We start from the raw sequence: 22,392 nt of genomic DNA on the forward strand, positions 1-22,392 counted from the left end.
AAATCTCTGGAATGCTGGATCGCCCGGTCCGTCTACGCCAAGGCGTCGACGAGGCCACGAATCCCTGGCTCGCCGAAGCGTTAGCGAAGGCGGCGAGCCGGGCGATGCCAGCGAAGCCCTACCTCACGCCGCCGCCTCACCCTGATAGGCCCGGCGCAGGCCTTCGATATCGAGCTTGATCATCCCGAGCACGGCCTGCATCACGCGCGCAGCGCCGGCGGCGTCGGACCCGCCGAGATATTGGCGGACCGCCGCCGGCACGATCTGCCATGCGACGCCATAGCGATCGCGCAGCCAGCCACACTGCTCGGCGGTGCCGCCGGCCGCGAGCAACGCGTCCCACAGACGATCGACCTCGGCCTGGTCGACACAGTCGATCGCGAACGAGACCGCGTGGGTATGCTCCATCCTCATCCCGCCGTTCAGCGCCATGAAGCGCTGACCGGCGAGCGTGAATTCGACCAGCAGCACCGTGCCGGCCTTTCCGCCGGGGCTGTCGATGACATTCTTCTGGACGGTCTCGATCCGCGAACCGGGCAGCAGCGAGACGTACAAGTTCGCGGCCTCCTCGGCCTCGCCGTTGAACCACAGGCAGGGCGATACCTTCGACATGCTGAGCTCCTCGTGATGGCGGGATGCGATCAGGCGATCGCCGCGGCGGACTGCGCCTTCATCGCCGCCTCGACGTCCATCCACATCACTTCCCAGATGTGACCATCGGGATCCTCGAAGCTGCGGCCGTACATGAAGCCGTAATCCTGCTGCGGCGACGGATCGGCGCTGCCGCCCGCGCCCGTTGCCTTGGCAACGTAGCCGTCGACCGCGTCGCGGCTGTCGGCGGACAGGCAGATCAGCACTTCGCTCGTGGTTTTGGTGTCGGCAATTTTCTTCGGGGTGAATTCGCGGAACTTGTCGTGCGTCAGCAGCATGACGTGAATCGTGTCGGAGATCACCATGCAGGAGGCGGTGTGGTCGGAAAATTGCGCGTTCTTGGTCGCGCCGATCGCCTCATAGAAGGCGGTCGCGTGGGCGAGATTGCTGACCGGCAGGTTGACGAAGATCATTGTCGGCTTGGCCATGAAAGGCGCTCCTTTTTGCGGGGTTGTGCCCCGAGGACGAACCGCCTCGCCGCGTCCCGACATCACCGCGCCGATTTTTCTTGCGGCGTCCTGCCGCAGGGTGACGTCAGGTCACAATCGGTGTCGGCATGGTCAGGAATGCCCGCGTCACATGCCAGAACAGCTCCCGATTGGTGGCAAGCGCCACCGAATGGGCGGTGCCGGGCAGGATGATGAACTGCCGATCGCCGTTCGGCAGCTTGTTGAAGAACTCCTCGAGGTCCGGAACCGCGGCGATGCCGTCATATTCGCCGCGGACCAGCAGCACCGGCGCCAGCACCTTCTCCGGATGCACCACCGGCAAATTGGCGGTCATGTCGAGATAGGTGCCGGTCGGGATCTGGTCGCCGAACTGCATTTCGACATCGGCCAGCAGCTCGACCACGGCGGGGTCCGACGTGCCGGGCCTGTCGCGGGTCGCGATCGAGCGGATCATGTCGCGGTCGCGCTTGCGCATGTTGTGACTGCGGTAATAGGCGAGTTGCTCGGCGCGCTTTGCCAGCGTCGGCGAGCCCTCGCCCTTGTAGGTGAAGGCGGCGAACACCAGCCGGTCGATGCGCTCGGGCGCGGCCATCGCGAATGCGCCGGCCCGCAGCGCGCCCGAGGATTCGCCGACGAAGTGATATCGCCCCTGCCCGGTCTCGCGCGCGATCACCTCGACCGCGGCCTTCAGATCCTCGACGCCGCTTGCAATATCCGCATTGCCCGACGTGCGGCCGGACTTGCCGTAGTTCTCGTGGTCCATGGTCCAGCAATCGAAGCCGTAGCGGGCAAATGTGTTCAGCAGCGAATACTCGCCCTTGCCCGGCACCGTGAGGTCGAACACCCGTGATGTCACCGACGAGCCGTGGACGAAGAACACCACCGGCCGCGCCGGCTCGCCCGGCTTCGGCGCACCGATCCGCTTGCGGAACATCCACAAGGGGATGTCATCCTTCTTCGCCCAGTATTCGTTGCTCCATATTTCTCCTTCGGCAGGAACCGCGGTGGCGGCCTGTGCCGACGCTGCGCCGAACACGCCGGCGGCCGTTGCAATGCCGATGCCTTTGATCATGCTGCGCCGCGAATGGTCAGATGACATCATGGTTCGCTCCCTTCCGGATTTCTTCGTCCGATACGGCGCGATCGAGCATAGCAGCGCCCATGTCCGGTTGCGCGACGGGCGCATCTCGCCTCCGCCAATCCGATGCACGATTTTGTGAATGCGTTTTCCGGCAAACGGCGCGGACGACGGGCGGACTTGGTCCTAGTCTCCGCGGCGATCCGACCGGAAAAATCCGGCGAGAAGTGGGAGCGAAGAATGAGCAGCAATCTCACCGACGATGAACTTGCCGCCTTGATGCCCTCCGAACTGTGCCAGCACCAGACGCCGATCCCGACCCAGATCGTCTCCAGCGACGAATTCTATCCCGACCCGCAGAACGAACGTCAGCGCGAGGTCGAGGCGCGGCTGCTCGCGATGGCCGACGATCTCGGCGGCAAGCAGGGCCTCGACCGCCGCAGATTCTTCCAGACCGCGGCCGGCATGGCCGCCTCCTTCGTCGCGATGAACCAGGTTTACGGGGAGCTGTTCGTCGTGACGCCGGCGGAGGCCGCGACACCCGCAATGGCGCAGGAGCGCGCCAACTCCCTGAAAGACCAGTTCATCATGGACATGCACACGCATTTCCTGCGCGACGACACCCGCATCATGGGTTTTGTGGAAATGCGCAAGGCGGTCGGCAAGGCCGGCTGGAACAAGGAGCTCAACGATCACGAGCAGACCATCGAGGATCTCAAGTTCGACAACTACAAGAAGGAGATGTTTCTCGATTCCGACACCAAGATCGCGCTGATCTCCTCGGCGCCGTCGGATATCGAGCAGGACTGGTTCCTGACCAACGAGCAGATGGCCGACGCGCGCAAGAAAATGAACGACGAGGCCGGCTCGCGGCGCGTGTTCTGCCACGCCATCTTCACGCCCGGGCAGCCCGGCTGGCTCGACAAGCTCGACGCCGCATTGGCGCTGAAGCCGGAATCCTGCAAGGGCTACACGATCGGCGACAACACCCACAAGGAGATCAGCCGCTACCCCTGGCGGCTGGACGACGAGAAGGTCGCCTACAAGGGTTATGAGAAGATGGTGAAGGCGGGCATCAAGAACGTCTGCGTCCACAAGGGACTGTTTCCGCCCGGGATCGAGAAACAGTATCCGAATCTGCGCGGCTTCGCCGACGTTGCCGATGTCGGAAAGGCCGCCAAGGACTGGCCGCAGCTCAACTTCATCATCTACCACTCGGCCTATCGCCATGTCGGCGGCGATCCGAAGGTCGCGCTCGCCGAGTTCGAGCGCACCGGCCGCATCGCCTGGACCTCGGATCTCGCCGACATCCCGGCGCAGTACGGCGTCAACAATGTCTATGGCGACGTCGGACAATTGTTCGCGACCACGCTGGTCGCCGAGCCCAATGTCTGCGCCGCGCTGATGGGTACCTTGATCAAGGGGCTCGGCGCCGACCACGTCTGCTGGGGTACCGATGCGCTGTGGACCGGCGCGCCGCAATGGCAGATCGAGGGCCTGCGGCGGCTGGAGATCCCCGAGATGATGCAAAAGAAGTTCGGTTACGCGCCGCTCGGCCCCGCCGACGGGCCGGTCAAGACGGCGATCTTCGGCGACAACAACGCCCGGCTCTACAACATCCAGCCGAAGCGCGCGATGCTCGACCTCAAGGGCGACCGCTTTGCGATGATGAAGGCGCAGTATGAGAAGGCCGGCCCCGAACCGTCGAACACGCGTTACGGCTATGTCGTACCGAACGGTGTGATCGATCACCGGGTGTTTGCGTAGGGGTTAGGCCCCGTCATTGCGAGCGCAGCGAAGCAATCCATATCTCCGCTCAGGGACAGATGGATTGCTTCGTCGCTTCAGCGCAAGATTGCCTGCAATTTTGTCGCGAGCCCCTCGCAATGACGGAAAAGGTCACTTCCCCGTAAACCTGGGCTTGCGCTTCTCGCTGAACGCCCTGGCGCCTTCCTTGAGGTCGTCGCTGTCCTTGATGGCGTCGAGCTGCCGGCGCACCTCGGCGACCGTCTCCAGCGGCCCCTTCGGCATCGCGTCACGGGCGAGATTCTTGAGCGCCTGCACCACCAGCGGCGCGTTGCCCGCGATCTTGGCCGCCAGCTCCTGCGCCGCCGCAAGGTGCTGCCCCGGTGGCGTGATGCGGTTGACGAAGCCGATCTGGTAGGCCCGCTCGGCCGACAGCTCCTCGCCGACGAGCAGGAACTCCATCGCGATCTTGTGCGGCATGCGGGCCAGCACCGAGGAGACACCGCCGCCGGTGGTGCCGATCTTGGCTTCCGGATAGACGAACCGCGTCGTCTCCGAGGCGACGCAGATGTCGGCCATCTGCACCAGAACGAAGCCGCCGCCCACCACCCAGCCCGAGGTCGCCGCGATCACCGGCTTGTCCAGCTCGACACCGAGCCCGGGCACCGCCTGCCACATATTGGCGGGGAAATCCCGGACGTCGGCGCCGACACAGAAGTACTTCTCCTCGGCCGAAGCCAGCACCGCGACGCGGTCATCGCTGTCGCGAAAGCGCCGCCAGGCATTTTGCAGCTCGTCGCACAGCGCATTGTTGAGCGCGTTGTGCGAGGAGACGCGGTCCATCGTGATGGTCGCGACGTGGTCGGCGCTCTCGTAACGCACGAGCGTCATGCTGGCCTCCCTGGTATCTCAGCCCTTCCTGGGATGTCGTTCCGGGGCGCGCATAGCGCGAACCCGGAACCTCGAGATTCCGGGTTCTCGCTTCGCGAGCCCCGGAATGACAGCATAGCGGCGCCGCGCGCTATTTCTTCTCGTCGGGATGGCGGTGCACCGGGTCGACCCACAGCACGGTCTCCGGCTTCTCGATCGGCTCGATGTCGAGATTGATCGCGACCGCCTCGCCGTCGGAGCGCACCAGCACGCATTCCAGCACCTCGTCGCGGCTGGCGTTGATCTCCTGATGCGGCACGTAGGGCGGCACGAAGATGAAGTCGCCGGGGCCGGCCTCGGCGGTGAACTGCAGCTTCTCGCCCCAGCGCATCCGCGCCTTGCCCTTCACGACATAGATGATGCTTTCGAGATGGCCGTGATGATGCGCGCCGGTCTTGGCATCCGGCTTGATGCTGACGGTGCCTGCCCACAATTTCTGCGCCCCGACCCGGGCAAAATTGATCGCGGCCTTGCGGTCCATGCCGGCGGTCGACGGCACGTTCGGATCGAGCTGGTTGCCGGGAATCACGCGGACGCCGTCGTGCTTCCAGCGCTCGTCGTCGTGATGGTGATGGTCGTGGGAATGGGTGTGATCGTGGGAACCGCTCATCATTCTTGCTTTCGTTGGCCTGATTTCGTGCGTGGAACGCTAGCGAAAAGCAGCCGCGCAGGCGAGCGGAAAATCGGAACCTCGCCGAATCGGAACATCGCCATGTTCCGGCGCGTTACCTCAGCGTATTCCGAAGGAGTAATTTCATGGGTAGCACGACCGATAGGATCAAGGGCACGGCCAACGAGGCGATCGGCAGGTTCAAGCGGCGTCTTGGCAAGGTCACCAGCTCTCCGGCGATGCAGGGCAGAGGCGCGATCCTGGAAGCCAAGGGCAAGGGACAGAAGGCACTCGGCGGCATCAAGAGCATCGTCGGCAGGGTGACCTCAGCGGCTCACTGGCCTCGCTGAACGAGAGATGACACGGCCGCCCCATCGAGCCGGCCGATCGAGCATGAACGACGCTGCTCAGCCGCGCGGGCGCGGACGTGCCAGCACATCCGGATGTGCCAGCACATCCGGGTTCACGACATTGGTCGGCGTGCCGGCCGCGTAGGCCAATATCTGGTCGAAGATGTCGGTGAACTGGATTTCGTACTCGTCGCGCGAGACGTAGCCGAGATGCGGCGTGCAGACCACATTGTCCATGTTGAGCAGCGGGTCCGCCGTGTCGCGCAGCGGCTCCTTCTCGTAGACGTCGATCGCGGCCATGCCTGGCCGGCCGGCACGCAGCGCGTTGACCAGCGCGCCGGGCTCGATCAGCGGCGCGCGGCTGGTGTTGACGATCAGCGCGGTCTGCTTCATCCGCGCGAGGTCTTCCGCCTTGACGATGCCGCGCGTCGCGTCGACCAGCCGCATATGCAGCGACAGCACGTCGCAGCGGGCGAAGAAATCCGCCTTGCTGGCTGATGTCTCATAGCCGTCGGCACGCGCCTTCGCCATCGCCGGCTCGCGCGCCCAGACCAGCACGTTCATGCCGAACGCCTTGCCATAGCCCGCGACCACGGCGCCGATGCGACCATAGCCATAGATGCCGAGCGTCTTGCCGCGCAGCGTATGGCCAACGCCGATCTGCCACTTGCCGGCCTTGAGCGCCGCCATCTGTTGCGGGATCGCGCGCATCGCCGCAAGGATCATGCCCCAGGTGAACTCGGCGGTGGCGTAGGACGGCGTATCGGCATGCTGGCTCGACGACACGATGATGCCAAGCCGCGTGCAGGTGTCGATGTCGATATGCGGATAGACGCTGCGCTGGCTGATCAGCTTCAGCTTCGGCAGACGTTCGAGCAGCGGCGTGCGGATCTGGGTTCGCTCGCGGATCAGGACCAGCGCTTCGGTATCGCGCAGCCGTTCGGCGAGCGCATCGACGTCCTGGACATGATCGTTCCAGATCTTGACGTCATACCCGTCGAGCTTGCGGTAGCAATCGAGGGTGCGCAGCGTGTCGAAATAATCGTCGAGGATCGAAATCTTCATCGCTGCGCCCCTGTTGCTGTGGGCCGGTTACTTGACGCCCATCGGCTTATTTGACGCCAAGCAGTTCGACGTCGAACAACAGCGTGGCGTTCGGCGGGATCACGCCGCCGGCGCCGCGCGCGCCGTAGCCGAGGTTCGGCGGGATGATCAGGGTGCGCTTGCCGCCGACCTTCATGGTGGCGACGCCCTCGTCCCAGCCCTTGATCACGTGACCCTGGCCGATCGGAAACTCGAACGGCTCGTTGCGATCGACGGAGGAGTCGAATTTCTTGCCCTTCTGGCCGTTCTCGTAGAGCCAGCCGGTGTAGTGCATGACGCAGGTCTGGCCGGTCTTCGGCGAGGCGCCGGTGCCGACCTTGCTGTCGATGATCTGGAGGCCTGAAGCTGTGGTCATGGGCTTTCCTGCAGTTTGGGCCGTTGCCGTCCCGCTGACAACGGACGTGGAGACTGCCGCCGCGAGGCCGGCGAATGCAGTCTTGATGATCGTGCGTCGGGAAGATCGCATCTTGCACCTCTCGTGAAGGACGGCCGTCTCTAGCCCAGTGCGGGTCGAATCCCTAGCCATTTTTCAGTGACCGGCCATGCCGCCGTCGCGGTCCAGCGCAAAATCGCCGATCAATGGCGACGACGCGCCCGCGATGAGATCACCGATCAGTTGCGCCGCCAGATATGAGTAGGTGATGCCGGTGACGGGCTTCCGCGGGGCAGGACTAGCACCATCCCCGCGACAACACCTTGTTTCCGCCGGCCCCTGATCGGCCGCGACAATCAGTAGCCGAGCGCGCAGCCGTCCTTGCGCGGATCGGAGCCGCCGGTCAGCGTCCCCTTGTCCCAATCGATCCAGATGCCCTGCCCGCCGCCGAGCGGCGCGACCACGCTGGTGGTCTTGTGACCGATCTTCTTCAGGCCTTCGACGATCTCCGCCGGCACAGAGTCCTCGAGCTGGTAGACGCCTTCGTAGTGCAGGCCGCGCGGCATATCGATGGCTTCCTGAATGTCGCAGCCATAGTCGAGCATGTTGGTCAGCACACGGGTCTGGCCGACCGGCTGGTACTGCCCGCCCATCACGCCGTACGGCATCAGCGCACGGCCGTTCCTGGTGACCAGCGCCGGGATGATGGTGTGCAGCGGACGCTTGCCCGGTGCGATGCAATTCGGATGTCCGGGCTGGATGCGGAAGCCGCCGGCGCGGTTCTGCAGCAGGACGCCGGTCTTGTTGGAGACGATCGCCGAGCCGAACGAATGCGCGATCGAATTGATGAACGAGCAGACGTTGCGATCCTTGTCGACCACCGTGATGTAGACCGTCGACGGATTCATCGGCGGCGCGACGTTCGGCAGTTCGAGCAGCCGGTCCATCCGGATGTTCTTGATGTGCTCTTCGGCGAATTCCCTGGCGAGGATGCCGGCAACGTCGACATGCACGTGCTGGGGATCGCCGATATGCTGCTCGCGCATCATGTAGGCGATGCGTGCCGCCTCGGCCTCGAGATGGAAGCGCTCGATGCTGAGCGGCTTGAACTTGGTCAGGTCGAAGCGCGACAGGATGTTGAGCATGACCAGCATGGTGATGCCGGGGCCGTTCGGCGGGCACTGCCAGACGTCGTAGCCCTTGTACATCGTGCCGATCGGCGAGGTCGCCTCGGTCGAGTGCGCGGCGAAGTCCTCGAGCGTGTGCAGGCCGCCGATGCCGCGCAGCGTGTCGACCATGTCGGCGGCGATCTCGCCGCTATAGAAGGCGTCGCGGCCCTTTTGCGCGATCGCGCGCAGCGTCTTGCCGAGCTCGGGCTGGCGGATCACGTCGCCGGCAACCGCGGGCCTGCCGTGCGGCAACAGATAGCGCTCGGTGTTGGTGCCGTTCTTCAGCTTCTCGAAGCCGTTCTTCCAGTCGAAGGCGATGCGCGGCGCGACCACGTAGCCCTCTTCGGCGGCCTTGATCGCGGGCTGCAGCAGCCGGTCGAAGCCGAACTTGCCGTGGTCCTTCAGGATCACGTCCCAAGCATCGACCGCGCCGGGAATGCTGACCGCATGTGCCGAGGTCAGCGGCACCGAATGGATCTTGCGCTCGAGATACCAGTCGGCGGTCGCCGCCATCGGCGCCCGGCCGCTGCCGTTATAGGCGGTGATCTTGCCTTCTCCCCGCGGCTGGATCAGCGCGAAGCAGTCGCCGCCGATGCCGGTCGATTGCGGCTCGATGACGCCGAGCAGCGCGCAGGCTGCAACCGCCGCGTCGGCGGCCGTGCCGCCCTCGCGCATCACCTCGATGGCCGCGAGCGCCGCTTCCGGATGCGACGTCGCCACCATCGCGTTCTGGGCGTGGACCGTGGAACGGCCGGCGAAATGGAAATTCCTCATAACGGAGTGCTCGCTTGATCGTGATGGTCTGATGCGGCTGCGGCGGATGATGCCAAGGGAGTACAAAGTACATGGCACACTCATCCCCGGCTGAGCAATGCCTGGCATGCCAGGGGAATTATCCCGACAATGCATGGCTTTGCGGGTTTCGCCGGCCTGGCCGGCCTGATAAACCCCGGCGATGCCCTTCAAGGTCGCCGCCTTCTACCAGTTCGCCGCGCTGCCGGACTTCCGCGCGCTGCGCGAGCCGCTGCGCGCGTTCTGCGCCGCGCTCGATCTCAGGGGCAGCGTGCTGCTCGCCCATGAGGGCATCAACGGCACCATTGCCGGCACCGACCAAGGCATCGATGACTTCGTTGCGGAGCTCAGGCACGGAGCGCTGTTCGGCGGCCGCCTCGACAATCTCGAGCTGAAGTTCTCCGAAGCGGCGCAGATGCCATTCCAGCGGCTCAAGGTGCGGCTGAAAAAGGAGATCGTCACGCTCGGCGACACCACGGTCGATCCGACGCGGCAGGTCGGCACCTATGTCGATGCCGCCGACTGGAACGAGCTGATCGCCGCGCCTGACATCATGGTGCTCGATACCCGCAACGCGTTCGAGGTCGCGATGGGCACGTTCGAAGGCGCGGTGGATCCCAGGATCGCGAGCTTTGGACAATTCAAGGAATTTGCGGCGCGAAACCTCGATCCGGCCAAGCACCGCAGGATTGCGATGTTCTGCACCGGCGGCATCCGCTGCGAGAAGGCCAGCGCCTATCTGCTCGCGCAAGGTTTTGCCGAGGTCTATCACCTCAAGGGCGGCATTCTGAAATATCTCGAGGAAACCCCGCAGCTGGACAGCCGCTGGCGCGGCGACTGTTTTGTGTTCGACGAGCGTGTCGCGCTCGGCCACGGCCTGCGCGAGCGTGCGGGTGCGCGTTCGAGCGACGCGGAGCGCGAGAGTACCCCCTGCGAGGCTGCCGTCCATGAATGACACGGCCAAGCTGAGCGAGCGGATCGATGCGCTGGAGGTTCGCCTGACCTATCAGGACGAAACCATCGAGACGCTGAACCAGACCATCACGGCACAATGGAAGCAGATCGACGCGCTGACGCGCCAGATCGCCGAGTTGCGCGACCGGCTTCAGGAGGCCGAACGCCAGGCGCCCGGCCCCGCCAACGAACGCCCACCGCACTATTGATCGGTGCCGCCGGACCGCGGCAGCACCAGCTACATGTTGCTCACCTGACGCATCGGCTTCGCGCCGCTGAAGAACAGGCTGGACAACCGCTGCACCATCGCCGTGGCGCGGCTGCCTTCGAGACCAGGGCGAACGCACAGCAGGCGCTTCTGCAACGGAAGCTCCGGAAGATAATAGTCCTTCGCCGAGATCAGCGAGGACGGGATCATCCGCTCGGGGCACGCCGTCAGGCCGTACCCGGCCCGGGCGGCTTCCAGTCGCAGCTGGTGGTTCGGGCTCCTGAACACGATCTTGTACGTGATGTTGTGCTTGGTGAGCGTCCGGATCATCCAGTCGTCACCTGGCCAGGCCAGGATCGGGATCGGGGCGCCCGGCCGCAGCACAAAATCGCGCGATCGCACCCACACCGACCGCTCCTCGGCTTCGGCGGCGATCGTCACCTCGTCTTCGTTCTCCTGCGAAGGGTTGCTGTAGACGAACGCGATGTCGATGTAGCCGTCGATCACCCCCCTGATGACGGCCGGTGACATGTCGGCGTGCAGCAGAACGTCGGCGAGTGCATCGGAGGGATGCAGCTTCAGGAATTCCTCCGCGAGCATCGTGCTGATTCCCAGCCGCAACGGCTGGGGTCCTTCATGATTGCCGCCGAGCCGAAGCAGTTGATCGTTGGCTTCGAGGATGCGCCTCGCCTGCTGCACGGCGACCTTGCCGAGCTCGGTGGTCGTGGTGCCGTTTGCGGTTCTGACGAAGAGTGCGCCACCAATCAGGCTTTGCAGGCGCTTGACCTGCGAACTGATCGCCGGCTGGCTGAGGCCGAGACGCTCCCCGGCTTTCGACAGGCTGCCTGTCTCCGCGATCGCAACGACGGTACGAACGATTTCAGTAGGAATATTCAAATGCTGACGCGGTCTATGCATCGCGAGCCCTCCAGTCTCAGCACGGGACGCAATTCCAATCTCCACAGTATGCCATCAGGCTATACTAACATTTGGTTGCACTTTCGTTTAGCCACAATTACCCGCCAAGGCACTGATATTGCAGGTCATATGTATTGTTACGTGCATTGCTCCGCATATCACGGTATCCAACAACTACATCTCCACACGCTGCAGCACCTCAACCGCACCACACCCCGGGTTTTTGCGGGTATCGCATCAAATATTCTGATCGCCCCATAATGCTTCACTGACCCGATAAGTCTGAATTGCGGCCGCTGATTCGTGAAAGCGTTTTCATAGTTTTCCTTAATCAAAGCCTCGCAACGTGACGTCGTCGTTGGCGTTTCGAGGTGTGTTGCAATGACCAGTTTTTTTCGCTGCCGAAGCGGTGCGTCCGCCGTCGAATTCGCGCTGATGCTGCCGCTGTTTCTTGCCTTCATTTTCGGCATCATCGTCTTCGGCTCGTATCTCGCCATGGTGCATGGCGTTCAGCAACTCGCCGCCGAAGCGGCGCGGTCATCCATCGCGGGAATGACCGACACCGAACGCAACAGCCTCGCGACGAGCTATGTCACCGCCAACGCGTCGACCTATCCATTGCTCGTTCCCGGCAATCTCACGGTCAATGCCGCGCCGTCTCCATCGAATGCCAACGTCTACGTCGTGACGGTCAACTACAACGCGGCCGGCAACTTCATCTACAAGCTGCCCTTCGTCCCCGCCCCGGCGAGCACCATCGTCCGCTCCGCGGCGATTCAGTACGGGGGATTCTAGGATGAGAGGCGTCCTCATGCTGATGCGGCGCTTCGGCGCCGACGAACGAGGAAACTTCGCGATGATCAGCGCCGGCCTGATGACGCTCCTGATCGGGTGCGCCGGGCTCGCCATCGATCTCGGCACGATCTTCGCCGACCGGCGCAAGACGCAGAGCACCGCCGATCTCGCCGCGATCGTCGCCGCCGCCAACCTGAACAATCCGGTCAACGCCGCCACCGCGACGGTTACGCAGAACAAGTACCCGGCCAGTGCGCTGGTCAAGGTCGAGACAGGAACCTACACCGCAAACAGCGCCATCGCGCCGCAGGCCCGTTTCGTGACCCCGGCGGTCGGCACTCCCAACGCCGCGCGGGTCACGCTGAACACCCAGACCCCGCTCTACTTCGCGCGGTACCTCACCGGCGCGAACAGCTTCACCATCAAGACGACCGCCACCGCGACATCGACCGAAATGGCCTCGTTCGCGATCGGGTCGAGGCTGCTCTCGGTCAACGGCGGCGCGCTCAATGCGCTGCTCGGCTCGATGCTCGGCACCACGCTGTCGCTCTCGGTGATGGACTACAACGCGCTGATCAGCGCCAAGATCGACGCACTGGATTTCCTGTCGGCACTGGCGACCCGGGTCAACCTGACCGGCGTCACCTATAGCGACCTGCTGAGCAGCAACATCAAGGTCGGCGACATCGTCGCGTCGGCGCTGACCACCCAGCAGATCACCAACGGCGCCAACGCGGCGACCACCGCGCTGTCGACGATCTCCCAGGCCGTCACCGGCTCCACCACCAAGATTTCGCCGGGCACGCTGGTCGACCTCGGTCCCTTCGCCAATCTCACGGTGGGGCAGAAACCCAAGGTCGGCGCCAGCGTTTCGGTGTTCGACCTGATTTCCACGGTGGCCCAGATCGCCAACGGCAACCATCAGATCGCGACTTCGATCAATCTCGGCCTGCCCGGCATCGCCAACGTCTCCGTGATCGCAACGATCGGCGAGCGACCGGTCGGCTCGAGTTGGATCGCGATCGGCACCCAGGGTGTGAGCGTCCACACCGCGCAGACCAGGATCCTGGCGACGATCAATGTGCTCGGCTCCGGCACCGTGTCTGCGATCAATCTCCCGGTCTATGTCGAGGTCGCCTCGGGTACCGCGACACTCAACGCGGTGTCCTGCGGCCACCCCAACATCAACACCTCGCAGGTCACGATCGGCGTGACGCCTGGGATCGTGGATGCATGGATCGGCAACGTCACGATCGCCGACATGACCAACTTCACGACCAAGCCCAATCCGCCGCCGGCGACACTGGTCAACCTTGGTCTCGCCACCGTCACCGGCCTCGCCCATGCCGGCATGGGCAACACCACGCCGACCAATGTCAATTTCAGCTACAGCGACATCCAGTCGGGCACCAAGAAGACGGTGACGACGACCAACTTCCTTTCATCGCTGACAGGAAGTCTGCTCGGCGACCTCTCGCTGACCATCAATCTCGGCCCGCTCGGGCTGCCGATCCCGGGATTGGGGGCGCTCGTCATGAGCATCCTGAACGGCGTGACGAGTTCAGTCGATCAGGTGCTCGCGTCGCTGCTCGCGACGCTCGGCATAGGGCTCGGCCAGGTCGACGTTTGGGTGCTGGGCATCCGCTGCGATGGCGCCGTGCTGGTGAACTAGAGCATGATCCGGAAGAGTACGAAGCGGTTTTCCCTCGCGACAAACGCAAAGCGTTTGCGCGGAGATCATGCTCGAACAAAGAAGCGAAAGCGCGACCATCGCGCTTGAGGGGACCGATCGCGACGGGCATCACATCGGGGGTAGGAGACTGCCGTGAGCACAACGATAAGATACAAGACCGACAGCCAACGAACGATCCTGCTGAAGCGCGGGACGATCTTCTTCCGCAACAGCAGTGTCGGATGTCTTGTGCTCAACCTCTCGACCGGCGGTGCGGGGCTCGCCGTGGAAAGCGACGTCGCAATCCCGCTCGCGTTCGACCTCGAGATCGAGAGCGAACCGATCCGGCGGCACTGCATTGTGGCCTGGCGCCTGGAGCGCCGGCTCGGCGTGACCTTCGAATCTGACCGGATGCAGCGCCCCGCAAGCGGCCCCGTCTAGACTATCCCGGCGATCACGGTATGCGGACGGGCCCGGTGCTCCGGGCCATCGCTCCGCGGCGAATAGTTCGCCGCATGTGGAACTCTCTTGGCATCGTGGTTAGCAGGCGCTGGCATACACCAGCTAATTGTCCCGATTGCCGTCGTGCTTTGACGGCGCGGGCTGCGTGGCGCTGACCGGATCGGAGGCCGGGAAGGTATCCTCGAGCCCCTCCTTCAGCCGGGTGCGGGCCTTGCGGTCGGCAGCCTGCGCCTCGTGCGGCTTCTCGGCATGCTTGTCGTGCGGGGCAGGATCGAATTTGTCGGCCATGTCGTCCCTCCATTCGGGGGACAACGCGGCCGCGCAAAGGGGGGTTCCAGAACCGCCTTGGCCCATTGCGCTGCAGCGTGTATCAGGGGCGCAAATTTGACCGTGATCAGGAACTATCCGCGTGCCCCAGGATCCCACCAAGAAGCCGCTCATCGACGTGCTATCGGGCCACCGCCAGGCCGTGCCGCCGCTCTGGATGATGCGGCAGGCCGGCCGCTATCTGCCGGAATATCGCGAGCTGCGCGCCAAGGCCGGCGGCTTCCTCGATCTCTGCTTCACGCCCGAATTCGCCGCCGAGGTCACGCTGCAGCCGATCCGCCGGTTCAACTTCGACGCCGCGATCATCTTCTCCGACATCCTGGTAATCCCCTACGCGCTCGGCCGCTCGGTGCGCTTCGAGGCCGGCGAAGGACCGCGGCTCGATCCGCTGGCAACGCCCGGCGAAATCGCGACGTTGGCAACCGATGCCAACTTCGACACGCTCGAGCCGGTTTTTGAAGCACTGCGCCGCGTCCGTCGCGAACTCGCCCCCGAGATCGCACTGATCGGCTTCTGCGGCGCACCGTGGACGGTTGCGACCTACATGGTGGCCGGACAGGGCACGCCGGACCAGGCACCCGCGCGGATGCTTGCCTACCGCCATCCGGATGCGTTCGCCAAGATCATCGACGTGCTGGTCGAGAACTCGATCCACTATCTCGTCGGCCAGTTGAAGGCCGGTGCCGACTGCCTGCAGATCTTCGACACTTGGGCCGGCGTGCTGCCGCCGCGCGAGTTCGCCCGCTGGGCGATCGAGCCGACCCGGCGCATCGTGGCCGGGGTGCGCAAGCAAGTCCCCGATGCCAGGATCATCGGCTTCCCGCGCGGCGCGGCAGGCATGCTGCCGGCCTATATCGAGCAAACCGGCGTCGATGCGGTCTCGATCGATTGGGCCACCGAGCCGTCGATGATCCGCGAGCGCGTGCAAAGCCGCGTCGCGGTGCAGGGCAATCTCGATCCGCTGGCCCTGATCGCCGGCGGCGCCGCGCTCGACCGCGCGGTGGACGATGTGCTGGAGAACTTCGGCAAGGGGCGGATGATCTTCAATCTCGGGCACGGCATCCTCCCCGAGACGCCGATCGCCCATGTCGAGCAGATGGTCGCACGGGTGCGCGCGTATAAGGGCTGACGTCCAGTCGCCCACTCTATCACCGTCACCGCGCAAAGGCTTCGCCTTTGTCGCTGGAGGAGCGCGCTCTTGCGCGCGTCTCGAAGGGTCGACGGCCCGGAGCTTTCCGAGCCGTCAGACCGGGGCCGTGCATCCTTCGAGACGCGCTACGCGCTCCTCAGGATGACGGATGGCGTCCTACCTCGCATCCTCCAGGATCATGTCCGACGCTTTCTCCGCGATCATGATCGTCGGCGCATTGGTGTTGCCCGACATCAGGTCCGGCATGACGGACGCATCGACCACGCGCAGACCTTCGATGCCGCGCACCTTGAGCCGCTGGTCGACCACCGCGAGCGGATCGTTGCCCATCCGGCAGGTCGAGGTCGGATGATAGACCGTGCTTCCGGTGCGCCGGCAGAAATCGAGCAGGTCGTCGTCGCTGACCACCTTGGCGCCGGGATCGACCTCGCCCACTGAATAGGATTTCAGCGCCGGTGCCGCCAGGATCTTGCGCAGGATACGGATGCCGTCGATGAAGGCGCGGCGATCGGTCTCGGTCGCCAGATAGTTGATGCGGATTTCCGGCGGCACGCCCGGGTCCGCGCTCCTGATCTTCAGCGAACCGCGGCTCTCCGGACGCAGCTGGCAGACCGAGGCCGTGAAGCCCGAGAACGGATGCAGCTGCTCGCCCATCTTGTCGGTCGAGAACGGCAGGAAGTGGATCTGGATGTCGGGCGAGGCAAGCCGCGGGCTGGTCTTGAAGAACGCGCCCGAGGTGCCGGCGGCGATCGTCAGCGGCCCCTTGCGCAGCGCGGCGTAGCGGAGGCCCGCCATGACGCGGCGCACGGGATGATTGATGACGTCGTTCAGCGTGACGGTCTGCGCGCAGCGCGTGACGATGCGGACCTGCATGTGGTCCTGCAGGTCGTTGCCGACGCCGGGCGCATCGAGCACGATGTCGATGCCGTGCTGCTTCAACAGATCGGCAGGGCCGACGCCGGAGAGCTGCAACAATTGCGGCGAGTTGTACGCACCGCTCGATACCAGCACCTCCCTGCGCGCCTTGGCCTTGCGCAATTGCCCGTTCTGCTTGTAGGCGACGCCGCTCGCGCGCTTGCCGTCGAACAGGATGCGCTGCGCCAGCGCCGAGGTCTCGACATGAAGATTGCCGCGCGTCAACGCCGGCCGCAGATAGGACCGCGCCGTCGAGGCGCGCCGGCCGCGCCGCGTCGTGGTCTGGAAGAAGCCCGCGCCCTCCTGGGTCGCGCCGTTGAAATCCGGATTGGTGGGAATCCCGACCTCGGCTGCGGCATGCACGAAGGCCTCCGACAGCGGATCATGATGCCGCCAATCCGACACCGGCAGCGGGCCGCCGGCGCCGTGATAGGTGTTGGAGCCACGCTGCTGATCTTCCGCCTTCCGGAAATAGGGCAGGACGTCGTCATAGCCCCAGCCGGCATTGCCGCGCTGGCGCCAGCGGTCATAGTCCTCATGCTGGCCGCGCACATAGAGCAGGCCGTTGATCGAGCTGGAGCCGCCAAGCACCTTGCCGCGCGGCTGGAACACCTGCCGCCCGTTCAGGCCCGGCTCGGGCTCGGTTTGGTACATCCAGTTGACGGATTTTTCCTTGAACAGCTTGCCGTAGCCGAGCGGCACATGGATCCAGATGTTGCTGTCCTTCGGGCCGGCCTCGAGCAGCAGCACCGAGTGCTTGCCGTCAGCGCTCAGGCGGTTGGCGAGCACGCAGCCGGCCGAGCCGGCGCCGACGATGACGTAATCATACTCCGCCGCATCGTTATTGTTGTTCACTGGTTTCCCCCGGAATTTCTTTCTTCCGGTGGTACAGACAAAGCGCAGCCTTGAAAAGACTAGTGCCCTGCGCTGAGGTTCTGGAGCAGTTGCCCGACAAGCATACTGAGCTCGCCGGCATTGCGCGCGGCGCCGAAGACGTAGCGGTCCGGCCGCACGATGACGGCCGCGGAGTCATGCTGCCGCATCCAGTCCGCGAACAAACTGTCGCGTTCGATCACGGTCAGGATACCGCCTCGATCGGCGCTTTCGCCTGATGTGGCGATGACGACGCGCTCGCCTGACAGACGCTGCCAGGCGGCAGCGGACGCGTCCGACAGCCACGCCATCCGCTCCGCCGCGGTCGTCACGATCGCGAATTCCGGCTGCAGCAGATCGTCGAGCCGGCACGTCCGCCCATCCGGCGCGCGCACATGCGGCTGCACGAACAGCCGCCCGGCAAGCGCGGCATCGCGCGCGATCAGGCCGGAGACGAGATCGGGGATGAATTTCTGCCTGATGGTTTCGGCCTTGCCGGCCTTCAGGTCGGCGCGCAGCCGCATGTCGCGTTCGACGGCGGCCACCGGATCGAGCTTGCCGATGATCTTGCCGAATTCCTTGGCGCTGGCGACGACGGCGCGAACATGCGGCTTGCGCTCGATCTCGTAACTGTCGAGCAGCGCATTGCCGGCGTCGCCACGAAGAACCAGCCGCAACTTCCAGGCCAGGTTCACCGCATCGCGGATACCGGCGCACAGCCCTTGCCCGAGGAACGGCGGCGTCTGGTGTACGGCATCGCCCATCAGCAGCACGCGGCGGTCGCGCCAGCGCCGGCCGAGCAGCGCGTGAAAGCGATAGACCGCCGAGCGCCAGATCGTGAGGTCCGAGATATCGGTGAAACCCTTGAGCAGCGTCACGACGTTGTCGGGCGCGCCGGCCGCCTCGGGGTCCTCGCCGGGCAGCAACTTGATCTCCCAGCGCCGCAAATTGCGCGGGCCCGGCACGAAGGTGCCGGGCCGCGACGGCCAGCAACACTGAAAGCTCCTGGCCGGCCGCTTGGCGGGATCGCTGGTCAGCGTGTCGACCACCATCCACCATTCATCGAAGGCGAGGTCGTCGAGGCCGATGCCGAGCTGCTTGCGGACGAAGCTGTTGGCGCCGTCGCAGCCGACCAGATAGCGCGCGCGGATCAGGAACTCCTCGCCGGACTCGCGGCGCGCCGTCAGCATCACCGCGCCGTCGTCCTGCTGCAGCGCCACGCCCGTGGCCGCAAGGAAAATGTCGGCATGCGGATAGTCGGCGAGCTTGTCGCGCAGCGCCTGCTCGACGTCCGGCTGCACGAAGGTCACGTTCCAGCCGAGCGGGAACGGCGGCGGCATCGGGTCGAAGATCTTGATGATCTCGCCGTCGACGCCGAGATAGTGCGAGCCGTTATGCGGGGCGATCGCCTGCTCCATGAAATCGCCGAGCCCGATCGCCTGCAGCACGCGCAGCGCCTCGTGGTCGAGCGTGATCGCGCGCGGCTTGTCGTAGATGTCGGCAATGCGCTCGACGACCGCAACGCGCAAGCCGGATTTCGCGAGTAGATTGGCGAAGATGGCACCGACCGGCCCGAGGCCGACGATGGCCGCGTCATGGATGGGATTATCGGCTGACAATGACATGCTACTTCGCGAGGTAGCTCTCGAGCGTCAGCGGCTTCGGCTTCACCTCGGGTTCGCGGATCGCGACACCTTCGAACGGCGTCGCCTCCTCGAACCAGGCCTGCCGCGCCGGCAGCCCCCACGGGAACGAGATCGTGTGGTCGGACGGATCCCAGCCGACCGGCTCGTTCTCGATGTCTATGATCTGGTAGTGGGTGTTGAACAGCTCGACGCGATGCCCGTCGGGATCGCGCATGTAGACATACATCGCGTGTCCCGGCCCATGACGCCCGGGGCCGCGTTCAACGGCCGCGCCATAGCCGAGCTCGCCGGCGACATCGCAGGCGTTGAGCAGATGATGAACCTCGGGCGCGAGAAACGCGAAATGATGCAGCCGCGGTCCGGCGCCGTTGAAGAACACGATGTCGTGCGGATTGCCCTTGCGCTGCAGGAACACGCCGCGCAGGTCGAAGGTATCAGCGGGCGCGATGTATTCGCTGAGCCGGAAGCCTGCCGCGGTGTAGAACTCGCACGCCTTGCGCAGCTCCGGCGTCAGCACCTGGTAGTGATCGAGCCGCAGCGCCGAGCCGCCGGCATGGCGGGTGAATTTGGTGATCATGCGCGACTCGACCGGCATGGTCGCGCAGAACTCCAGCGGCGTGCCGGCCGGATCGGTCGCATGCAGGGTGCGGCCCTGATGCGGCACTTCGGCCCAGGCGGCCCGGCATCCCTGCGCTTCGAAGAAGGCCTTGAGCCGGTCGAGGTCACCGTCCTGAAAGACCCGCAGGCCGAGCCGCGCGCAGGCGGCGCTCTCGCCTTTGCGCAACACAAGGCTGTGATGACAGGCCTCCTCGACGCCGCGGAAATAGAGTGCGCCGCCCTCCTCCGCGGTCAGGATCAGCCCGATCACCTTTTCGTAGAACTGCCGGCTCGCCGCGAGATCACGAACGGTCAGGACGACATGGCTGGCCCGCGTGATACGGAACCCGGGATCGTGGTTCGTGATCGGGAGGCTCATGCGCACCTTCTGGTTTTTGCCGTTCGCGCGAACCCGACTCATTGCGAAAAACCCGCGGGGGATCAAGCAGCGCGGCGCGCGGCAAGCTCTGCCGCTCCGTGACCTCGCCTCACGCATTTGTATCGATTTGTTAGCAATGCCCGCCGGTGGAACCGAAGGAGCGGCCCGCCGCGGCACGGTCCGTTCCAATAGTTCATAGTTTGTCAAAGGTTTGCAGAGAATTCTTCGCCACGGCGCCATGGCCAAACCGGGCAGGCAACGTAGTGATGCGTACCCATCTGAGATCATATTTCGCGACCCTGTTCGCGGGCGACCTCGCGGCCTTCGGTGCACCACCGGCGGATGAAGCGCTTGCCGGCCACATCCGCGCCGAACAGGTCTCGCTGGTGCTCGGCTATTCCTTCGGCATCATGCTGGCCAACGCCTGCAACGCGCTGGTGCTCGCGATTGCGCTGTGGCAATCGCCGGACTGGGCCTTTGCGCTGGTGTGGGCAGCCGCGGTGGGCAGCGCGGCGCTGTTCTTCGGCCTGCAGGCGCGGGCATCACGCCGCATCGCCAAGCCGCAATTCGTGTCGCGCCGAACCATGTACCGGCTGGTGCGCAATGCGCTGGCGCTCGGGACGGCCTGGGGCGTCGTCCCCGTCGCCTTCTTCGCGAACGCATCAAGCGGCGCCCAGCTCATCATCACCTGCCTGTGCGCCGGAATGCTGGCCGGCGGCGCCTTCGCATTCTCCACCATCCCGATCGCCGCGATTGCGTTCACCGCGCCGATCTTCGTCGGCACCGCGATCTGCCTCGGCCGGGACGGCGATTTCGTCTACCTCCTGATGGCCGTGCTGGTGCTGGTCTACGGTTCGGTGCTGCTGCGCGGCGTGTTCGTCAACGCGTTCGAGTTCAGGCGCCGGATCATCGCCCAGCACGAGGCCGAACGGACGGTGAGGCAGGATCCGCTGACGCATCTGCCGAACCGCGTCGCCTTCAATGAAGCGCTCAACGGCGCACTGAACCGGCTGGCGCGGTCGGGCGAGGAATTCGCGGTGCTGCTGCTCGATCTCGATCGCTTCAAGGAGGTCAACGACAGGTTCGGCCATCCGGCAGGCGACGAGTTCCTGGTGCAGGTCGCGGCCCGGCTGCAGCGCTGCACGCGCGCGGCCGAACATGTCGCACGGATCGGCGGCGACGAATTCGCCCTGATCATGTCGAATCTGGCAAGGCCCGAGGATGCGCTGGCGATCGCCGAACGGTTCGTCGCGGCCTTTGCCGAGCCGTTCCCGATCGACGGGCTGGAGGTCAACCGCACGATCAGCACCGGCATCGTGCTGGCGCCCCGAGACGGCAGCACGTCCCACGACCTGCTCAAGCATGTCGACATCGCGCTTTACCGGGCGAAGAAATCCGCGCCCGGTACCATCTGCTTCTTCGAGGCCAGCGACGACCGGTCGGCGCGCGACCGCCGCGCCTTGCAGCGGGATCTCGAGCATGCGATCGAGGCGGACGAGCTGTTTCTGGTCTACCAGCCGTTCCTCGACATCCGCAAAGGCCGCGTCACCGGCTTCGAGGCCCTGCTGCGCTGGCAGCATCCGACCCGCGGCCTGATCCCGCCGACCGTCTTCATCCCGATCGCCGAGGAGAGCGGGCTGATCCACCAGCTGGGCGAGTGGGTGATCCGCCGCGCCTGCACGATGCTGTCGCGCTGGCCGGACGACATCCGGATCGCGGTCAATTTCTCCGCGGTCCAGTTCCAGAACGTCGGCATCCTGCAGACGATCGTCGACGCGCTGGCCGAGGCGAACGTCGCGCCGAACCGTCTCGAGATCGAGATCACCGAGTCGATGCTGATCTCGAAATACGGATCGGCGCCCGCGATCCTGCACGCGCTGCTCGAGCTCGGCCTGACGGTCGCGCTCGACGATTTCGGCACCGGCTTCTCGTCGCTGACCTATCTGCGCAAGCTGCCGTTCAGCCGCATCAAGATCGATCAATCCTTCATCCGGGACATGCTGACCCAGCCGGACTGCGCCGCGATCGTCAAATCGGTGATCGGCCTCGCGCAGGAGCTGCAGATCGGCGTCGTGGCCGAAGGCGTCGAAACCGCGGATCAGCTCGAATATCTGCGCCAGACCAGTTGCGATGAGGTCCAGGGCTATCTGATCGGGCGGCCGATGTCAGGCAGCGAGATCTCCGCACTGCTCGATCACGATCCGCAGCACTCGGTGCACGCGGCGTAACGCCGATCGACCGTCC

General features: G+C 64.9%; 22 protein-coding genes. 9 read left to right on the forward strand and 13 right to left on the reverse strand.

The window, feature by feature from the left end; genetic code table 11:
* Nucleotides 1-123 precede the first annotated feature (123 nt).
* The 3 genes from ACVI1L_RS05375 to ACVI1L_RS05385 all read right to left on the reverse strand — a co-directional run bounded on the left by ACVI1L_RS05375 (nt 124) and on the right by ACVI1L_RS05385 (nt 2,202).
* Nucleotides 124-612, reverse strand: coding sequence for a VOC family protein (locus ACVI1L_RS05375; RefSeq protein ID WP_456782446.1), 489 nt, complete (start codon nt 610-612; stop codon nt 124-126).
* Between the two features lie 29 nt (nt 613-641).
* Nucleotides 642-1,079, reverse strand: a complete 438-nt coding sequence (locus ACVI1L_RS05380; protein WP_168857248.1) for a VOC family protein — start codon at nt 1,077-1,079, stop codon at nt 642-644.
* Nucleotides 1,080-1,185: 106 nt separating this feature from the next.
* Entirely contained in the window at nt 1,186-2,202 is a 1,017-nt protein-coding gene (locus tag ACVI1L_RS05385; protein WP_456782447.1) for an alpha/beta hydrolase, read from the reverse strand.
* 216 nt (nt 2,203-2,418) lie between these two features.
* Between ACVI1L_RS05385 and ACVI1L_RS05390 the strand changes: the two genes are divergently transcribed.
* Nucleotides 2,419-3,945, forward strand: a complete 1,527-nt coding sequence (locus ACVI1L_RS05390; RefSeq protein WP_456782448.1) for an amidohydrolase family protein — start codon at nt 2,419-2,421, stop codon at nt 3,943-3,945.
* Nucleotides 3,946-4,077: 132 nt separating this feature from the next.
* Here the strand turns inward: ACVI1L_RS05390 and ACVI1L_RS05395 are convergent, their stop codons facing one another.
* Both ACVI1L_RS05395 and ACVI1L_RS05400 read right to left on the reverse strand, forming a co-directional pair.
* Nucleotides 4,078-4,815 carry an enoyl-CoA hydratase/isomerase family protein gene (locus tag ACVI1L_RS05395; RefSeq protein WP_456782449.1) on the reverse strand — a complete coding sequence of 246 codons (738 nt, stop codon included), beginning with the start codon at nt 4,813-4,815 and terminating at the stop codon, nt 4,078-4,080.
* Between the two features lie 130 nt (nt 4,816-4,945).
* Nucleotides 4,946-5,464, reverse strand: coding sequence for a cupin domain-containing protein (locus tag ACVI1L_RS05400; protein WP_028338582.1), 519 nt, complete (start codon nt 5,462-5,464; stop codon nt 4,946-4,948).
* A 146-nt stretch (nt 5,465-5,610) separates the two neighbouring features.
* Here ACVI1L_RS05400 and ACVI1L_RS05405 point away from each other — a divergent pair, with 146 nt between their 5' ends.
* Nucleotides 5,611-5,814, forward strand: coding sequence for a CsbD family protein (locus ACVI1L_RS05405; protein ID WP_253589280.1), 204 nt, complete (start codon nt 5,611-5,613; stop codon nt 5,812-5,814).
* Nucleotides 5,815-5,871: 57 nt separating this feature from the next.
* On the opposite strand, the gene ACVI1L_RS05410 is transcribed toward ACVI1L_RS05405, so the two are convergent.
* The 3 genes from ACVI1L_RS05410 to ggt form a co-directional block, all read right to left on the reverse strand.
* Entirely contained in the window at nt 5,872-6,879 is a 1,008-nt protein-coding gene (locus tag ACVI1L_RS05410; RefSeq protein ID WP_456782450.1) for a D-2-hydroxyacid dehydrogenase family protein, read from the reverse strand.
* Between the two features lie 46 nt (nt 6,880-6,925).
* The gene (locus ACVI1L_RS05415) at nt 6,926-7,384 is read right to left on the reverse strand and encodes an FKBP-type peptidyl-prolyl cis-trans isomerase (RefSeq protein WP_143270760.1); all 459 of its coding nucleotides are present in this window, start codon (nt 7,382-7,384) and stop codon (nt 6,926-6,928) included.
* A gap of 263 nt (nt 7,385-7,647) precedes the next feature.
* Nucleotides 7,648-9,234: a gamma-glutamyltransferase gene (gene ggt / locus ACVI1L_RS05420; protein WP_076826098.1), complete on the reverse strand. Its 1,587-nt coding sequence runs from the start codon at nt 9,232-9,234 to the stop codon at nt 7,648-7,650.
* A 181-nt stretch (nt 9,235-9,415) separates the two neighbouring features.
* Here ggt and trhO point away from each other — a divergent pair, with 181 nt between their 5' ends.
* Nucleotides 9,416-10,207: an oxygen-dependent tRNA uridine(34) hydroxylase TrhO gene (trhO, locus tag ACVI1L_RS05425; protein ID WP_456782451.1), complete on the forward strand. Its 792-nt coding sequence runs from the start codon at nt 9,416-9,418 to the stop codon at nt 10,205-10,207.
* A complete protein-coding gene (locus ACVI1L_RS05430; RefSeq protein ID WP_057016935.1) occupies nt 10,200-10,415 on the forward strand; it encodes a SlyX family protein in 216 nt (71 codons plus the stop codon). Before trhO ends, ACVI1L_RS05430 begins: the two co-directional genes overlap by 8 nt.
* Before the next feature lie 29 nt (nt 10,416-10,444).
* Here the strand turns inward: ACVI1L_RS05430 and ACVI1L_RS05435 are convergent, their stop codons facing one another.
* Nucleotides 10,445-11,377 (reverse strand): LysR family transcriptional regulator, encoded by a 933-nt coding sequence (locus ACVI1L_RS05435; protein ID WP_456782452.1) that lies wholly within the window; start codon nt 11,375-11,377, stop codon nt 10,445-10,447.
* Nucleotides 11,378-11,713: 336 nt separating this feature from the next.
* On the opposite strand from ACVI1L_RS05435, the gene ACVI1L_RS05440 reads away from it, so the two are divergent.
* The 3 genes from ACVI1L_RS05440 to ACVI1L_RS05450 all read left to right on the forward strand — a co-directional run bounded on the left by ACVI1L_RS05440 (nt 11,714) and on the right by ACVI1L_RS05450 (nt 14,240).
* A complete protein-coding gene (locus ACVI1L_RS05440; RefSeq protein WP_057016934.1) occupies nt 11,714-12,127 on the forward strand; it encodes a TadE/TadG family type IV pilus assembly protein in 414 nt (137 codons plus the stop codon).
* A 1-nt stretch (nt 12,128) separates the two neighbouring features.
* On the forward strand, nt 12,129-13,799 hold the full coding sequence (locus tag ACVI1L_RS05445) for a pilus assembly protein TadG-related protein (RefSeq protein ID WP_076826093.1): 1,671 nt from the start codon (nt 12,129-12,131) through the stop codon (nt 13,797-13,799).
* A 153-nt stretch (nt 13,800-13,952) separates the two neighbouring features.
* Nucleotides 13,953-14,240, forward strand: a complete 288-nt coding sequence (locus tag ACVI1L_RS05450) for a PilZ domain-containing protein (RefSeq protein WP_229189556.1) — start codon at nt 13,953-13,955, stop codon at nt 14,238-14,240.
* Between the two features lie 123 nt (nt 14,241-14,363).
* Here the strand turns inward: ACVI1L_RS05450 and ACVI1L_RS05455 are convergent, their stop codons facing one another.
* Nucleotides 14,364-14,549: a hypothetical protein gene (locus ACVI1L_RS05455; protein ID WP_028333252.1), complete on the reverse strand. Its 186-nt coding sequence runs from the start codon at nt 14,547-14,549 to the stop codon at nt 14,364-14,366.
* Between the two features lie 121 nt (nt 14,550-14,670).
* Between ACVI1L_RS05455 and hemE the strand changes: the two genes are divergently transcribed.
* Entirely contained in the window at nt 14,671-15,717 is a 1,047-nt protein-coding gene (gene hemE, locus ACVI1L_RS05460; protein ID WP_057016932.1) for a uroporphyrinogen decarboxylase, read from the forward strand.
* Nucleotides 15,718-15,894: 177 nt separating this feature from the next.
* Here hemE and ACVI1L_RS05465 read toward each other — a convergent pair whose 3' ends face one another.
* Genes ACVI1L_RS05465 through ACVI1L_RS05475 form a run of 3 tightly spaced genes read right to left on the reverse strand, consistent with a single transcriptional unit; the run spans nt 15,895 to nt 20,148 of the window.
* Nucleotides 15,895-17,508: a GMC family oxidoreductase gene (locus ACVI1L_RS05465; protein WP_057016931.1), complete on the reverse strand. Its 1,614-nt coding sequence runs from the start codon at nt 17,506-17,508 to the stop codon at nt 15,895-15,897.
* A gap of 59 nt (nt 17,509-17,567) precedes the next feature.
* On the reverse strand, nt 17,568-19,151 hold the full coding sequence (mhpA, locus tag ACVI1L_RS05470) for a bifunctional 3-(3-hydroxy-phenyl)propionate/3-hydroxycinnamic acid hydroxylase MhpA (protein WP_456782453.1): 1,584 nt from the start codon (nt 19,149-19,151) through the stop codon (nt 17,568-17,570).
* 1 nt (nt 19,152) lies between these two features.
* Complete coding sequence (locus tag ACVI1L_RS05475; RefSeq protein WP_456782454.1) at nt 19,153-20,148, reverse strand: VOC family protein; 996 nt, start codon at nt 20,146-20,148, stop codon at nt 19,153-19,155.
* Nucleotides 20,149-20,414: 266 nt separating this feature from the next.
* Here ACVI1L_RS05475 and ACVI1L_RS05480 point away from each other — a divergent pair, with 266 nt between their 5' ends.
* Complete coding sequence (locus tag ACVI1L_RS05480; protein WP_456782455.1) at nt 20,415-22,376, forward strand: putative bifunctional diguanylate cyclase/phosphodiesterase; 1,962 nt, start codon at nt 20,415-20,417, stop codon at nt 22,374-22,376.
* Nucleotides 22,377-22,392 lie beyond the last annotated feature (16 nt).

Source organism: Bradyrhizobium sp. USDA 4516 (assembly GCF_054055915.1).